Origin of the sequence: Rothia sp. HMSC066G07 (assembly GCF_001814485.1) — a bacterium.
Taxonomy (GTDB): Bacteria; Actinomycetota; Actinomycetes; order Actinomycetales; family Micrococcaceae; genus Rothia.
Genome location: NZ_KV816922.1, coordinates 1 through 15,174, shown reverse-complemented (window position 1 = coordinate 15,174; position 15,174 = coordinate 1). Strand labels below are relative to the sequence as shown.

Annotated in this window: 13 protein-coding genes; 11 read left to right on the top strand and 2 right to left on the bottom strand. The window is 58.3% G+C overall.

The window, feature by feature from the left end:
• Window positions 1-32 precede the first annotated feature (32 nt).
• From HMPREF2971_RS01630 to HMPREF2971_RS01620, 3 genes are read left to right on the top strand one after another with little or no spacing between them, the layout of a single operon-like run.
• Window positions 33-530, top strand: coding sequence for an NUDIX domain-containing protein (locus HMPREF2971_RS01630; RefSeq protein ID WP_005505097.1), 498 nt, complete (start codon window positions 33-35; stop codon window positions 528-530).
• Window positions 530-1,708, top strand: coding sequence for a glycine betaine ABC transporter substrate-binding protein (locus HMPREF2971_RS01625; protein WP_070690872.1), 1,179 nt, complete (start codon window positions 530-532; stop codon window positions 1,706-1,708). Before HMPREF2971_RS01630 ends, HMPREF2971_RS01625 begins: the two co-directional genes overlap by 1 nt.
• 6 nt (window positions 1,709-1,714) lie before the next feature.
• Window positions 1,715-2,938 (top strand): pyridoxal phosphate-dependent aminotransferase, encoded by a 1,224-nt coding sequence (locus tag HMPREF2971_RS01620; protein WP_070690869.1) that lies wholly within the window; start codon window positions 1,715-1,717, stop codon window positions 2,936-2,938.
• 121 nt (window positions 2,939-3,059) lie between these two features.
• Here HMPREF2971_RS01620 and HMPREF2971_RS01615 read toward each other — a convergent pair whose 3' ends face one another.
• Together HMPREF2971_RS01615 and xseA are read right to left on the bottom strand one after the other, a co-directional pair.
• On the bottom strand, window positions 3,060-3,320 hold the full coding sequence (locus HMPREF2971_RS01615) for an exodeoxyribonuclease VII small subunit (protein WP_070687310.1): 261 nt from the start codon (window positions 3,318-3,320) through the stop codon (window positions 3,060-3,062).
• Window positions 3,321-3,374: 54 nt separating this feature from the next.
• The gene (xseA, locus tag HMPREF2971_RS01610; protein ID WP_070690866.1) at window positions 3,375-4,670 is read right to left on the bottom strand and encodes an exodeoxyribonuclease VII large subunit; all 1,296 of its coding nucleotides are present in this window, start codon (window positions 4,668-4,670) and stop codon (window positions 3,375-3,377) included.
• Window positions 4,671-4,825: 155 nt separating this feature from the next.
• Between xseA and HMPREF2971_RS01605 the strand changes: the two genes are divergently transcribed.
• From HMPREF2971_RS01605 to HMPREF2971_RS01570, 8 genes are all read left to right on the top strand, one after another.
• Entirely contained in the window at window positions 4,826-6,034 is a 1,209-nt protein-coding gene (locus tag HMPREF2971_RS01605; protein WP_070690861.1) for a dehydrogenase, read from the top strand.
• A 27-nt stretch (window positions 6,035-6,061) separates the two neighbouring features.
• Entirely contained in the window at window positions 6,062-7,147 is a 1,086-nt protein-coding gene (locus tag HMPREF2971_RS01600) for a 4-hydroxy-3-methylbut-2-enyl diphosphate reductase (protein ID WP_070690858.1), read from the top strand.
• Between the two features lie 402 nt (window positions 7,148-7,549).
• Complete coding sequence (locus tag HMPREF2971_RS01595; protein WP_070690855.1) at window positions 7,550-8,503, top strand: ABC transporter ATP-binding protein; 954 nt, start codon at window positions 7,550-7,552, stop codon at window positions 8,501-8,503.
• 55 nt (window positions 8,504-8,558) lie between these two features.
• The gene (locus HMPREF2971_RS01590) at window positions 8,559-9,317 is read left to right on the top strand and encodes an ABC transporter permease (RefSeq protein WP_070690852.1); all 759 of its coding nucleotides are present in this window, start codon (window positions 8,559-8,561) and stop codon (window positions 9,315-9,317) included.
• A gap of 163 nt (window positions 9,318-9,480) precedes the next feature.
• Complete coding sequence (locus HMPREF2971_RS01585) at window positions 9,481-10,749, top strand: sensor histidine kinase (RefSeq protein ID WP_070690849.1); 1,269 nt, start codon at window positions 9,481-9,483, stop codon at window positions 10,747-10,749.
• A gap of 138 nt (window positions 10,750-10,887) precedes the next feature.
• Entirely contained in the window at window positions 10,888-11,520 is a 633-nt protein-coding gene (locus HMPREF2971_RS01580) for a response regulator transcription factor (RefSeq protein ID WP_005508461.1), read from the top strand.
• Window positions 11,521-11,734: 214 nt separating this feature from the next.
• Window positions 11,735-12,820, top strand: a complete 1,086-nt coding sequence (gene ychF, locus HMPREF2971_RS01575) for a redox-regulated ATPase YchF (RefSeq protein ID WP_005505132.1) — start codon at window positions 11,735-11,737, stop codon at window positions 12,818-12,820.
• 148 nt (window positions 12,821-12,968) lie between these two features.
• Window positions 12,969-15,077, top strand: a complete 2,109-nt coding sequence (locus HMPREF2971_RS01570; protein ID WP_070690846.1) for an AAA family ATPase — start codon at window positions 12,969-12,971, stop codon at window positions 15,075-15,077.
• The last annotated feature ends 97 nt before the right edge of the window (window positions 15,078-15,174 follow it).

Here is a 15,174-nt window from a genome sequence, read left to right as displayed (position 1 = left end):
ATAGACGGTAAAATCAAACCATGGCATTAGCAATGGAAACCCGACCCGCAGCCTACGCAGTCATCATCGAGCAGGGCAAGCTGCTCATGACCCGCTGGGTGCCCGAAGACCGCGCGCTCAGCCCCCTCTGGTCCCTGCCCGGTGGCGGCATGGAACCCGGTGAACAGGCCGACGAAACCGCGCTACGAGAGACCCTCGAAGAGACCGGTTACAGCGTCGCCATTGAAGACATTCTGGGCGTGCACGCCGGACACTTCCCTGTGCGCTCCACCCAGAAAGACCCGCAAGCGCTACCCTTCTGCGCCCTGCGGGTGGTTTTCCGTGCCCACATTGTCACCGGCGAACTGCGCCACGAAATCAACGGCTCCTCCGACACTGCACGCTGGGTACCCATCGCTGAGCTAGACACCATCCGCTACGGCACCCTCATCGACGAGGTAGCCTCCATGATGGGCTACTCCAACGCCGCTAGCTGGGCACGCGAATACCGCGAATTTCTTGCCGATGAAAACGCACGGAAGCTTCCCTAATGAACCGACTAACCCTCACCCGCCGTGCGGCGCTCACCTCCCTGGCGCTCATGCCGCTGCTCGCCGCCTGCGGGAATAATGACGCAACCCCGCAGGTGGACCCTTCCGCATCCAGCTACGGTACTCTGCGCATCGGCTACGGTGCCCTGCGTGAGATGCGCGCCGTGGCGCACGTGTACGCGCGCGCCCTGCGACAGGTTGGCTACTCCGTTGAACTTGTTGACACCGAGAACAGCCGCGCTACCGCCCTGCGCGGGCTCATGGTTCCTTCGGCTAACTCAGCCACCCCTACCGCAACTCTGCCCGACGATGAGGAAAGCAGCACCGCCGCCGCGCTTGAATCGTTGGACCTGGTCATCGACTACAGCGGAGACCTGCTGCTCTACCTGACCGACGACGGCAAAATCAGCCCCGCCGCCGCGCAGAACGAACGCATCGCCGCCTCCGTGAGCGCCTCCGCTCAAGCCGCAGGCGTGACCCTGCCCCCGGCAGCTACCCCCACCGCGGAGGAGAGCGCCGCCTCCGCGCATGCTACGGACGCAACCGCGAGCCCCACCGCAAGCTCCACCCGCTCCGCAGACCCCATCAACCTGCGCGCCATGAGCACCACCGACATGACCAACGCCATTTCGCGCATCCTGCCCGAAGAGCTCATGCTCCTCAACGGCGCCCACGCCACCAACAAGGATGTGCTGGTTACCACCCGCGCCGTGAGTGCCCGCCACAAGCTCAACTCCCTCGCGCATCTGCGTGAGGTGCAGTCTTCTCTGACGTTCTCCATTCCGACCGGGTATTCCAGCGGCACCTACGGCGTGGATTCTTTGCGTAGCCTCTACCGCTACCGTGTGCAAGACCCGAAGATCCAGGACAACCCCGCCGAACGCGTCAACGCCCTCACCGCAGACACCGTGCAGGTGACCCTGCTACACAGCTGCGACTCCGCGATTGACGATAACCGTCTGGTTACCCTGGAAGACCCGTCAACGGCACTTTTGCAACAGCAACTGGTGCCCATTATTCGTCGTACCCTGCCAGATAGCGCCCGGACGGCAATTAACCGCGTATCATCTACATTAGACACGGGTAACCTCTCGTTCCTGTTGCGTCTGACTAGCGGTTCCAACCCCATCGCAGATGATGACGCAGCACAATTCATTTTGGATCACCCTAGAAAGTAAAGCATCATGACGAAGTACCGTCAGTCCTCAAAGTTGAGCAACGTCCTGTACGACATCCGCGGCCCCATTCTGGACGAGGCCAATCGCATGGAGGCGATGGGTCACCGCATCCTCAAACTGAATATTGGTAACCCCGCACCCTTCGGCTTTGAGGCGCCGGATGCCATCATGATGGACATCATTCGTCACCTGCCTGAGACCCAGGGCTACTCTGACTCCCGCGGCCTCTACTCGGCACGTACCGCCATTGTGCAGCACTACCAGAACCGCGGCATCATGAACCTCGACACCGACTCCATCTACCTGGGTAACGGCGTGTCTGAGCTGATTCCGATGACCCTGCAGGCGCTGTGCGAGACCGGCGACGAAATCCTGGTCCCCATGCCCGACTACCCGCTGTGGACCGCATCCACCGCGCTGGTGGGCGGCAAGCCCGTGCACTACCTGTGCGACGAGGAAAACAACTGGTACCCGGATATTGAAGACATTAAGTCGAAGATTACCGAGCGCACCAAGGGCATCGTGGTTATTAACCCGAACAACCCCACCGGCGCCGTCTACCCGCGTTCCGTGCTTAAGCAGATTGTGGATGTGGCACGCGAACACGGTCTGGTCGTGTTCTCTGATGAGATTTACGAAAAGATTACCTACGATGGCGCAGAGGCCATCAACATGGCGACCCTCACCGGCGACGACGTGCTCTGCCTGACCTTCTCCGGCCTGTCCAAGGCATACCGCGTCTGCGGTTACCGTGCGGGTTGGGTCGCTATCACCGGCCCCAAGAAGGACGCAACGAGCTACCTTGAGGGTATTCACCTGCTTGCCTCCATGCGCCTGTGCTCCAACGTCCCGGCACAGCACGCAATCCAGACCGCGCTCGGCGGCTACCAGTCCATTAACGAGCTGATTGTTCCCGGTGGTCGCCTGTACGAGCAGCGCACCCTGGCACACAAGATGCTCAACGAGATTGACGGCATCAGCTGCACCAATGCGGACGGCGCGCTCTACCTGTTCCCGAAGATTGATATTGAGCGCTTCGACATCACCGACGATGAGCAGTTCGCCCTGGACCTGCTCAAGAGCCAGAAGATTCTCTTCAGCCACGGTCGCGCGTTCAACTGGAAGGACCCGGACCATTTCCGTCTGGTGTTCCTGCCCGATACGCAGACCCTCACCAGCGCCCTGGAGCGCCTGGGTAACTTCATGGCTGACTACAAGCAGAAGCACTAGCCTTCCCGCCTCTGCTGCATATAGACAGAAATAGCCTGCCCCGCAGTTCTGATGAGCTGCGGGGCAGGCTATTTTTGTTTGACGGCTGGCGGATGTGCCAGAACGGATGCTGGAAACGGCTCTAGTTTGCCGAGCTCTCCTGACCGCCCTGCTGTGCGCCGCGTGCCGCGTTCAGGCGCTCCTGCGCGCCCTGCAGCCACGCCTCGCAGCGGGCGGCAAGCGCCTCGCCACGCTCCCACAGGGCGATGGAGGTCTCCAAATCACTGGCGCCGGACTCCAGCTGGCGTACGACCTGCTCCAGCTCGGCACGCGCCTGCTCGTAGCCGAGGGTTTCGACGGGTGCGCCCAGTTCGGCGCTGTTGAAGCTAATATTCTCACTCATTGAGGAACCTTTCAGAGGTAAAAACTAGGGGTAAAACGTTAGGGGTATCGAGGTTTAGGAGATGTTCGAGGGGTCCGTAGAAGTCACGGCCGCCTGCGCCGAACCGGTCGCCGCACGCACCGTAATCTGCTCGCCCTCACTCAACGCCGAAGCGTCACGCACAATAGCGCCCGCGGCATCCTGAACGATGGAGTAGCCGCGGTTGAGCGTCTGCGCAGGCGAGAGCGAACGCACCCGCGCCAACGTATGCGACAGAGTCGCCGACTCACGCTCCAGACGGTGCTGCACCGAACGGTGAGCGCGTTCGCGTAGCTGGCTGAGCTCCTCCACACGCATGAGCAGGGAGGACTCCGGGTGGGTGAGCACCGGGCGGCTTCGCAGCTGCGCAATGTAGTTCATCTGCATGCCCACGTAGCCGAGTACCGCACGGTCCAGGCGGGCGCGGGCCTCGGTAATGCGGGCGGTTTCCTCCGAAATATCGGGCACGATGCGCTTACCCGCATCGGTGGGGGTGGAGGCGCGCAGATCGGCGACCGCATCGAGGATGGGGGAGTCCGCCTCGTGACCGATTGCCGAGACCACCGGGGTGGTGGCCGCCGCGACGGCGCGGATGAGCGCCTCCTCAGAGAAAGGCAGCAGATCTTCGAAGGAGCCGCCGCCTCGGGCGATGACGATGACGTCCACCTCCGGGTGGGCGTCCAGTTCGGCGAGCGCGGCAATGACCTCAGCCGCCGCGCCCTCACCCTGAACGCGGGTATTGCGCACCTCGAAAACCACGCCGGGCCAACGCAGGGAGGCGTTGCGGATAACGTCCTTCTCCGCGTCAGAATCGCGACCGGTAATCAGACCCACGCGATTCGGCAGCATGGGTAGCGGCTTCTTCCGCGCGTCAGAGAACAGCCCCTCGGCGGCGAGAGCTTCACGCAGACGCTGCAGCTGCTCGTGCAGGTTACCGGTGCCGACCGCGTACACTTCCTTGCCGATGAGGGAGAGCTTGCCGTTCTTCCACAGGCTCGGCTTGGCGCGGGTGACGATGCGAGCGCCTACGGTCACATCAGCCGCCAGGCCGCTACCGGCACGCCCGAAGAGCGCGAGGGTGAAGGAGAAGTCTTCGTTGAGGTCTTTGAGCTCCATGAAGACGTTGCCACCGCGGCCGTTGAGGGAGGCGACCTGCGCTTCCACCCAGAGCTCGGGAACCTTGTCTACGTAGTTTTTGAGGTTCTGCGCGAGCAGGGCGAGGGGCCAGGGGTTGGTGGCGGTGGTTTCCTGAGACTTCCCGGGAAGCTGCCGCTCGTGCACGGGCGGCACCACTAGCGGCTGCTGCGCTGCGGAGGGGTTGTAGAAGTTCATACCTTCTATTGTCCCTGATTGGTCGGTTATGCGCCTGCGCACAGGTCAGCCTGGCGACTCGGGTATCTTGCACACAGTGCAGGCAGAACTTAGCTTCTGGCGCATTCTGCGGGTCCGAATCGGCTTTGAACACCGTGAGCGGGTACCCTAGGCTCATGCGCTCACCCGATCAGTCAGCACATCAGAACAACGCCCTCAACACCGCCGCGGCTTCGTCAGCGGCGGGTACTGGCGCGCAAAACTACCCGGCGGACGCGACCCGAGTCGTCGACACCCGGATTACCCACACGGACGGCTACTATACAGTGGATGAAGACACCACCCTGCTACAGCCCACGCGCACGCTCGGCCACGCTGCAGCCCCCACCAAGGCTGAACTGCATGCCGCCCCGGAGCCTCCCTTCGCGGCAGGTTTGCGAAGGTTCCTGACCGTTGTGCTGTGCGCTCTTGCCCTAGTGACCGGTCTGGGTGCAACCACGGGTGCCTGGGTGAACTCAAAGCTCATGTCAGAGCGTGGTTTCTCACAGATTTCCTCCACCCTGGCGGAAGATTCGCAGCTTGCCTCACGCATCGCGGACGGCGCGGTCGAAGACCTCATGAACTCCGAAGCTATGACAACCTTCCTCGACGGCACCAAACAAAGCGGCTTATACTCCATTCTTGTAAAGCCGACACAAGACGGCATACGTTCCCTGCTCAACCGTTCCGCGGCTGAGCTGTCAAAAACTGAAGAATATCGAAGCCTCTGGAAGGAAATAGCCGAGGAAACTCGCCGCTACAACCTCGAACACCAGGACGGCCCCGCCGTCATTGTGCTCACCCCCTTCTACCGTGCGCTGGATGCGAAGGTCGGCTCTATCGGCTCCTTCGACCCGGACCTGACGAAGCTCGGCCCTGAAACCCTCAACATTGACCGGTTGAAGGACGGCAACAACCAGCAGGAGCAGCAGGAATGGTACCTGCATGCCGGCATCAACCGTGCCGCCGCGCTGGGCAAATCCACCGTGCCGCTGACCATCATCTCGGTGCTGAGCCTGCTGCTGGCTACGTTGCTGGCACCCAGGCACCGCATCCTGGTCCCGGTGGTCACGGCTCTGCTCTACGCACTGCTGGGCTGGGGCGCCGCAGCCTGGTTGGTCGGCCAGAGCCCCGAATCCCTAGGAATTACCAGCCACAGCACCGCCGGAACGGCACTGATTACCGGGGCATGGAACCAGCTTGCACCGTCACTGACCGGGCACTTGCAGGCGGCGGCAAGCTACGGGCTGGTCATGGCGATCCTCGCCCTGCTGCTCGGTATTCTGATTCGCCTCATCGCCCTGGGACGTAGCTCTGCGAGCGGTGCCACAGTCATCACACACTAAAAGTCCGAACAACGTAGGATAGTAACCATGTCCACTGAAACTATTGCCCTGGGCCTGCCGCCCGTACCCCGCGAGCGCCGCAGCCGCGCCGACGTTGAAGCCGCCGCACCCGTCAACGGCGAGAAGAAGGTCCTGCTCGCCACCCCGCGCGGTTACTGCGCCGGCGTTGACCGTGCCGTGATTGCTGTCGAGAAGGCGCTGGAACACTACGGCGCGCCCGTCTACGTGCGCAAGCAGATTGTTCACAACCGCCACGTGGTGGAGACCCTGGAGAAGCAGGGCGCTATCTTCGTTGATGAAGTGGATGAAGTTCCCGAAGGTTCCGTGACCGTGTTCTCGGCGCACGGCGTGTCCCCGGCGGTGGTTTCCGCAGCTGGCGACCGCTCCCTGAACACTATTGACGCGACCTGCCCGCTGGTGAACAAGGTGCACCGCGAGGCTGTGCGCTTCGCTAAGCAGGACTACGACATCCTGCTCATCGGTCACACCGGCCACGAAGAGGTCGAGGGTACCGCCGGTGAGGCGCCCGAGCACATCCAGATCGTGAACTCGCCCGACGAAGTGGACCAGGTAACGGTCCGCGACCCCGAGAAGGTTGTGTGGATTTCTCAGACCACCCTGTCCGTGGATGAGACCCTGGAAACCGTGGCGCGTCTGCGTGAGCGTTTCCCGTCCCTGCAGGATCCGCCCTCGGACGACATCTGCTACGCAACCTCCAACCGCCAGGGCGCCATCAAGGAGATTGCTCCGCGCGCTGACCTGGTCATCGTGGTTGGTTCGGCAAACTCCTCGAACTCCGTGCGCCTGAAGGAAGTGGCACTCGAATACGGCGCTAAGCGTGCCGAGCGTGTGGACTTCGCACACCAGGTGGACGAGTCCTGGTTCGAGGGTGTGGCGACCGTGGGCCTGACCTCCGGCGCGTCCGTGCCCGAGGTTCTGGTTCAGGAGGTGCTGGCTCTGCTCGCCGAGTACGGCTACAACACCATCGAAGAGGTGGAGACCGCGAAGGAAGACATTCTCTTCTCCCTGCCGAAGGAACTGCGTTCCGCTCTGAAGAATGACGAGAACGTAGGCCGCCAGCTTGGTGGCCGCGGCGCTAAGCCCACTCGCTAAGACTTTTAGCGTATGACCCCGTGTCCTCTTCCCCGTGTGGGGAGAAGACACGGGGTTTTTCGTGCATGAGGATGCATGGGGAGGGATGGCGGTACGCGCCGGTTTCCGCTCGCGGGGGAGAAAACACTGGGTTTTCGCGCATGAGGATGCACAGGTAGGGGTTCTTGCGCAGCTTCGCGGTCTCGCTACGCGGGGGAGTGCCCCCTCTGCGGCGCTGGGGCGCCTTGAGGACGGAGCCCCCGCTTCGCGTGACCGTCTCCGCTGCACCCTCGTTGCCCAGGGCCTATTACCCCGGAAATTACCGCGTCATACCAACCCCTCCGCGAACTCATGACATTTGTCATGTGCAGGTCATGACACTCTGTACCGCAGCGGCGCGAAAACCGGCGGTGTAATAGAAACATGAACACCGCAGCACTTCAGAACAGCAAGCACAACACCGCAGAAACCGTTATTTCTGCCCGCTCCCTCCGCCAGGTTTTCTCCACCCGTGCGGCAGGCACCGTGGTCGCCGTCGACTCAATTGACCTGACCGTCAAGCGCGGCGAAATCATCGCACTGCTCGGCCCCAATGGTGCAGGCAAGACCACCCTCATCGACATGATTCTTGGTCTGACCCAGCCCAGCGGCGGCGAGTTGAGCGTCTTCGGTCGCAACGCCTCCGAGGCGGCACGCGCCGGTCTACTCGGTGCGGTTCAGCAGACCGGTGGCCTGCTCAAGGACCTGACGATTCGCGCCACGGTTGAGATGATTGCGGCGCTGTACCCCAAGCCTATTGACGTGGATGAGGTACTCGCCGGCGCCGACCTGACCGATATCGCTAAGCGTAAGGTCGGTAAGTGCTCGGGCGGCCAGCAGCAGCGTCTGCGTTACGCCCTGGCGACCATGCACTCGCCGGAACTGCTGATCCTGGACGAGCCGACCGCCGGCATGGACGTGAATGCGCGCCGCACTTTCTGGGAACGTATGGAAGCCATCGCAGAACGTGGAACGACCATTCTTTTTGCGACGCACTACCTGGAAGAAGCACAGAACTTCGCCCAGCGCATCGTGCTCATGGAATCCGGCTCCATCATCGCTGACGGCTCCTCCGACGAAATTCGCGCCCTGACCGGCCACCGCCACCTTTCCTTCCTCGCACCCGCACCCATCACCGACCTGGATGTGCCGGTCGAGGTGACCGAAGAGTCCGGCGGGTACCGCCACCGCATCTCCGTGCTGGAGATTGAGCAGGTACTGCGCACTCTGCTGAACAACTACAGCATCAGAGACCTGGAGGTCACCAAGCCCTCCCTGGACGAGTCCTTCACCCTGCTGACCGAGCAGGCCGCCGCCTCCAAGGCAACCGAAGCCTAAACACTAGACCGCCTCAACACCACACGCCGCCGCTACACACCTCAAGGAAAACATCATGCTCCGCTACGCACTCTACGACATCCGCGCTTCTATCCTCTCGACCGACCGTTTCTTCTTCGGCGTGGCACTGCCCATCGTCTTCTTCCTGCTCTTTGGCGCGATGCAGGACTACTCCTCCCAGCCGATGGGCGACGGCAACGTAGCGGCCTACGTCATGATTGGCATGGCGCTCTACGGTGCCGTTCAGAACACCGTGGCGATTAGCGGCAGCACCGTCGCCGAGCTCTCCAGCGGCTGGAACCGCCAGCTGGCGCTCACCCCGCTGACCACCGGTAAGTACCTGGGCGCGAAGGCGCTGACCGCCCTGGTAATCTCTGCGGTGCCGGTGATTGCGGTGAACATTGTGGGCATGTTCACCGGTGTTGAGATTCCTGTGAACCAGCAGCTTGCCGCCGGCGCGCTGACGGTGCTGTGCGGTCTGGTGTTCGCCTTCTACGGCATCATGATGGGTCTGCTGATTCGTAACGAGAACGCCGTGTCTATTGCGAACGGTCTGCTGGTGATTATGAGCTTCTTCGGTACCGTGTTCTCCCCGCTGAGCACCGACCTGCTGAAGTACGCCCGCTTCACCCCGCTGTACGGTGCCGCCGAGATTGCCCGCTACCCCTTCGCCGCAGGTCAGACCATTATTCTGGGTGGTGAGGACTGGTTCGTGACCGAGCCGCTCTGGTACGCAGTGGTGAGCCTGGTTGTGTGGGCGGCTATCTTCCTGGGTGTTTCTGCCCTGCTGATGCGCCGCGCAACCCGCCGCTAAATGCTTCTTCCCGCCGCAGTCTCAAGGGTTCCGTAGTATCAGGGGCTCCCGAGGCTGCGGCGGAAGCCGTATCCACTCACACCGCATCTACTAACACTGCCGCTACTGACACCGCCGCACCGGTGGTATCTGCACCGCGGCACCCGCACGTTAGGCTAGAACCATGACCGAAACCCACACCCACACCCATTCCTACGAGAACGAACACCCCCACACGGAGAACGAGGCGGCACCCACCGCCGCGAAGCGCACCCTGGGCAAGAATCGCTTCCGCTTCCTCTACCGTGAACGCCGCGGCAGCGTGAACTGGCTGGCGCTGGGCTTTAGCGCCCCGTGGCTGGTGTTTCTGCTCATGCCGCTGGATAGCTTCCTCACCGCCCCGGAACTGGCGCCGGTGCGTTGGACCGGCGTGGCGCTGATTGCGCTGTTCGCGGTGGTGAACTGCTCGGCGTACGCGGTACCGTGGCTGGTGCCGGTCGCCTCCACGGTGTGCCGAAGCGTCATCTGGACGGCACTGATGATTCTGCCGTTGGTAGGTATGGCGGTGTTGACCCCGAGTGACATACACGTAATTCTGCTGGGCTTCGGCATGTACTTTGTGGCGTTCTGGATTTTTGGGACGATTGCCCCGTACCGTCTGCGACTGACCGTCGCGGCGTCGATGGGCGCAATCTGCTGGTTGACATTCGTTACTGTGAGCGGTTTCGATTTCTCCTCTCACGGCGGAATTGCTCTCTTTATCGGCGCGCCGCTGCTGGGTCTTCTGGGTTTCTCCTACCTGATTGAGCTCGGCGAACGTGCGGATGTAGCGCGTGCCTCCCTGGCGCTCTCGGAGGAACGTGAAGAGATCGCCCGCGACGTGCACGACGTGCTCGGTCACTCCCTGACCGTCATCACCCTCAAAGCGGAGCTGGCGCAGCGCCTGCTGGAGATTGACCCCGCCCGCGCCGGTGCCGAGATGGAGGCAATCGCGCAGCTGTCCCGCGCATCCCTGGCGGAGGTTCGCTCAACCGTGACGCGCCTGCGTGTGCCCGACTTCTCGGGTGAGATTGAGGGTGCGGGTCGTGCCCTGCAGACTGCCGGTATTCGCGCCGAACTGCCGGATGCTCAGAGCGCGCTCGCGGTGGCTGGCGTGAACGCGAAGCTGTTCTCTTGGGTGCTGCGTGAGGCGGTCACGAACATGGTGCGCCACTCGGGCGCGAACGCGGCGCGGGTGCGTCTGAGCGCAACCGGCCTGGATATCCTCGATAACGGCGTGGGTGCGGGCGATGCGCGCGGTAACGGCCTGACGGGCATGGCTCAGCGCGTGGCGGCGTCCGGCGGTAGCGTGGTGATTGAGGCGGCGCCCGAGCAGTGGCTGGCGGAGAACCCTGGCGGTGGGGTGGGTACGCGCATCCGTGTGAGCATGGACGGCGACACCTCACTGCTGTAGGTAGGTGCTGTAGATTGTGGAACTTGGCGCCGTGCCCTGGACGGGGGAGCGGCTCGCCCCTGTATGGTGGTGGTAGACAACCTCACGCGGTTGTTCCGCCCGCCGTTATCACCCCGTCTTCACCCCTGGGAGGCTCCCATGATTCGTGTTCTGCTCGCTGACGATCAGCAGCTCATCCGTGAGGCTCTTGCCGCCCTGCTGGGTCTGGAGGTTGACCTGCAGATTGTGGGTCAGGTCGGTAGTGGTGATGAGGTGTTGGGCGCGGTTGCTCTGTTGAAGCCGGACGTGGTGCTGCTGGATGTGCAGATGCCCGGCACTTTGCTGGCTGATGGTATTGAGGCGGCTGCGGCGCTGCGTGATGCGGGTGCGGTGAGTGAGTCGGGTGAGCCGGTGCGTACGCTGATTGTGACGACGTTTGGCCGCCCCGGCTATGTGCGCCGCGCTCTGGAGGCCGGTGCGAGTGGTTTTGTGGTGAAGGATACGGGTGCTCGCCAGTTGGCGGAGGCGATTCGTCGTGTGCATGCGGGGTTGCGTGTGGTGGATCCGTCGTTGGCGGCGGATTCTTTGGTGACGGGTGCTTCTCCGTTGACGGAGCGTGAGGCGCAGGTGCTGCGTGAGGCGGCGTCGGGTGGTACGGCTCAGCAGATTGCGTCGGCGTTGTTTTTGTCGGCGGGTACGGTGCGTAATTATTTATCTGCGGCGATGGCGAAGACGGGTGCGTCGACGCGTCAGGACGCGGTGCGTATCGCCACGGAGAACGGCTGGCTTTAGCCCCCTGCTCTCATCAACCCGGGCGGCTCCTGCGCGAACACGGTAGAATGGTAGTGTCTATGCCCGCAGGCGCCCCGCACCCGTTTCTTCTTGAGACCGACGGTGTTGCGCTTGGAAGCGGGCACCATTTTCGCCCTGTGCCCGCCCGCACCCGCCGCATCACGTACGCGGCGCATCCTGAACGTATGGCGGCACATGATTCGAAGGAAAACTTGTGGCTCTAACTATCGGCATTGTTGGCCTGCCTAACGTGGGCAAGTCCACCCTGTTCAACGCTCTGACCGGCAACACTGTGCTGGCGGCTAACTACCCGTTCGCGACCATTGACCCGAACGTGGGCGTGGTGAACCTGCCGGATGCGCGTCTGAACCGTCTGGCTGAGATTTTTGGTTCGGAGCGTATTCTGCCTGCGACTGTTTCGTTCGTTGATATTGCGGGTATTGTGAAGGGTGCTTCTGAGGGTGAGGGTCTGGGTAACAAGTTCCTCGCGAACATTCGTGAGGCGCACGCTATCGCGCAGGTGGTGCGTGCGTTTGATGACCCGGACGTCATTCACGTGGACGGCAAGGTCGACCCCGCCTCCGATATGGAGACCATCAATACTGAGCTGATTCTGGCTGACCTGCAGACTCTAGAGAACGCTATTCCGCGTCTGGAGAAGGCTGTGAAGATTAAGAAGGGTGACGCCGCTCAGCTGGAGACCTACAAGGCTGCGCAGAAGATCCTGGAGGATGGTGACACTATCATTTCTCGTGCGAAGGATGCAAAGCTGGAGCTGGCTCACCTGAAGGAGCTGAACCTGCTGACTGCTAAGCCGTTCATTTACGTGTTCAACGCGGATGAGGGCATTCTGGCGTCTGAGGAGAAGCAGCAGGAGCTGCGTGACATGGTGGCGCCGGCTGAGGCTGTGTTCTTGGATGCGAAGCTGGAGGCTGATCTGGTGGAGCTGTCTGAGGAGGAGGCTCGCGAGATGCTGGAGATGAACGGTCAGGATGAGTCCGGCCTGGACCAGCTGGCTCGTGTGGGCTTCTCGACCCTGGGTCTGCAGACTTATCTGACTGCGGGCCCGAAGGAGGCTCGCGCCTGGACTATTTATAAGGGTGATACTGCGCCGCAGGCTGCTGGTGTGATTCACTCTGATTTTGAGCGCGGCTTCATTAAGGCTGAGGTTGTGTCGTTCAAGGACCTGGACGAGGCTGGCTCCATGGCGGAGGCGAAGGCTCGCGGTAAGGTCCGTATGGAGGGCAAGGACTACATCATGCAGGACGGCGATGTGGTGGAGTTCCGCTTCAACGTCTAAGCTTGGAATAATTAAATAAATTAATATCTGAGTAACAGTGAAGTTATAAGATCCCCTTGAGACAGTTGTATCTGTGATGAACTGATACTCAAGGGGATTTTATTATATCTATTCAATGTAGGAAATCTATTGGCTCTAGGAGGAGTAAATGGTTGATGCAACAAAAGTATCAAAAATAAAAATTGATACAGGATATGCTGGGGTGAAGAAATATCCGGTATTTAGTCGCCCTGACGGTAAGACTGCTCAATGTGCCATTATTCTGGGTAAAAATGGCTCGGGTAAGTCTACGCTAGCTCGTGCTTTGAGTATCGAAACCAATAAAACGAAATTCTTGGATAAGGAAGAAAGGGAACTAGGAAGCGACTTTTCAAATGTTTATGTATTCAACGAGGAGTATGTTGTTAAAAATTTCCGAGCATCTCCAGAAGACAGTCTAGATCCAGTCGTTATGCTGGGCGGTTCTGTGGAAGTAAACGACAATATTAATGAACTTAAAAATAATATTTCTTCAATAAATGCAAATATTGAGTTGTTGAAGAATAGGTATTTGGATGATGTATTACTTGGTGAATCTGTAAATGTGGATATTCCCCATTTGGGCTTCACTCTTGCGGATTATGTGAAAGCTCTTATTGAAAATGTATTTCTTATAGAGGATGAATTGTTATTTTATGAGGATGAATCGGGAGATTGGCCACGTATTGATTTATATGATTTAATCTACTTTACTATGCTGGAAGGTAAGTTTAACTCCGCAGAAGAGTATGTTCGATGCATTGCTAATGGATTCCAGAGAAGATTTATTGATATCCGTGAGAATATAGTCCAAAATGCATCGAATGACTATTCACTGTCCTTTATTGAAAATGAAATATATGAAGCATTCGAATCATTGAGGAAAAATTGGGAATCCATGGGCAGGGGTGTAGGCGAAAATGCAAGAATTGAAGTATACAATGAGATTGATGATAATTGGAGAAAATTGTCTTATTGGATAATGTTTTTGGTTTTTAAAGAATATAATTCAGTTTTTCAAAAAATTAGTTCAGGTATTGTATCTGGCGGAGATAAGGAACGGTATAAAGAATATAAAAGAGAGATTGTTGGTCTTGAGAAGGATCTTTCGGTATGGGAAAGGGAACTCGAGGAAATCAATAGAAAAAATTCGACTGGTCCTGTAGTTAATTATATTAATAGACTGCTGGATATAGTTTTTGGTAAAGAAGCAATGCGGATTGAGCCTGCAAAGAATTATGGTTATTATGTTAAAAACGGGCAAGATTTGGTTAAGCCTGGTAGATTATCTGTTGGGGAACAGAATGTTTTATCTCTATGTTATTTTTTTGCAACCCTTGCCCAAGGAAAAAATTTTACTGCCTATTCTCAAAGTGAAGATCTTGAATTTTCTTTGATGGAGAATCAGATTGTCGTTCTTGATGACCCAGTATCGAGTTTTGATGATAGTAATAAGTATGGCGTGACATCCCTTCTTGGCTATTTGTGTCAATCCGTATTGGATAAAGCATCAAAAACAAAATTGATTATTATGACGCACGACTTATCCTTTGCTTGCAATATGAGTAAAATGATAAGAGTTATAAATAGTAATAAGTTGTCATGCTGGGAATTGTTAAAAAATTCTTCAGATGCACTTAAAGAATCAAAATTTGAGGATATTGATAACTATGCCGACATTCTCAGAAATATGTATGAATTTGCACTGAAAGGGGCGAATGTCCCTGTAGTCCCTGCACCAAATGAAGTTCGGCGCGTGTGGGAGGCATTTTTAATGTTCGAGCTGGGGGAGACTTCTATTGCCGAAATGGGGGCAATGAAGAAACTGAGTGAGTCCTTCTCGAAAGATGAGAAAATCGAGAGATTTATTAAAATATTCATTCCTCAACTTTTTATAAATAGTGATTCACACTCAAAGAGTCAAGTTATGAATGGAAACCTGTATCTTACGCCTACTTTGGATGGTAAGCCGTATGAAGATTTTGTAAAAAACATTGTATGCTGTATGCATATTATTGCTCCGCGGCATATTGCGTGGCGTATGAAGAAATATAAAGGGGAGGGGAAAAGTGTCCTTAAAATTGTTGGAGAATTGGATAATCTAACTAAAGATGTTCTAAAAAGCCCCAAAATCGTTACTGCTATGAGCACGTTGGGGGAAACTCAGAGGTTGCATCGTATGCGCCACCGTGGAGGACGCGCACCACAGAGGATTCGTCGTCAGGCTACTAAACGTTGATAAATTGCATGGTGCGTCCACTGGCGTTTAAGCGATAAAAACATGAAAGCGGAGCCCCGCACTACAAATGAACTGCGCCCCGAAACTTGGACGCTAT

Excerpts from the sequence above, each read along its gene's own strand:
- HMPREF2971_RS01630 (WP_005505097.1), top strand. The coding sequence starts at position 33 with ATGGAAACCCGACCCGCAGCCTACGCAGTCATCATCGAGCAGGGCAAG.
- HMPREF2971_RS01625 (WP_070690872.1), top strand. The coding sequence starts at position 530 with ATGAACCGACTAACCCTCACCCGCCGTGCGGCGCTCACCTCCCTGGCG.
- HMPREF2971_RS01620 (WP_070690869.1), top strand. The coding sequence starts at position 1,715 with ATGACGAAGTACCGTCAGTCCTCAAAGTTGAGCAACGTCCTGTACGAC.
- HMPREF2971_RS01615 (WP_070687310.1), bottom strand. The coding sequence starts at position 3,320 with ATGAGTGAGAATATTAGCTTCAACAGCGCCGAACTGGGCGCACCCGTC.
- xseA (WP_070690866.1), bottom strand. The coding sequence starts at position 4,670 with ATGAACTTCTACAACCCCTCCGCAGCGCAGCAGCCGCTAGTGGTGCCG.
- HMPREF2971_RS01605 (WP_070690861.1), top strand. The coding sequence starts at position 4,826 with ATGCGCTCACCCGATCAGTCAGCACATCAGAACAACGCCCTCAACACC.
- HMPREF2971_RS01600 (WP_070690858.1), top strand. The coding sequence starts at position 6,062 with ATGTCCACTGAAACTATTGCCCTGGGCCTGCCGCCCGTACCCCGCGAG.
- HMPREF2971_RS01595 (WP_070690855.1), top strand. The coding sequence starts at position 7,550 with ATGAACACCGCAGCACTTCAGAACAGCAAGCACAACACCGCAGAAACC.
- HMPREF2971_RS01590 (WP_070690852.1), top strand. The coding sequence starts at position 8,559 with ATGCTCCGCTACGCACTCTACGACATCCGCGCTTCTATCCTCTCGACC.
- HMPREF2971_RS01585 (WP_070690849.1), top strand. The coding sequence starts at position 9,481 with ATGACCGAAACCCACACCCACACCCATTCCTACGAGAACGAACACCCC.
- HMPREF2971_RS01580 (WP_005508461.1), top strand. The coding sequence starts at position 10,888 with ATGATTCGTGTTCTGCTCGCTGACGATCAGCAGCTCATCCGTGAGGCT.
- HMPREF2971_RS01570 (WP_070690846.1), top strand. The coding sequence starts at position 12,969 with ATGGTTGATGCAACAAAAGTATCAAAAATAAAAATTGATACAGGATAT.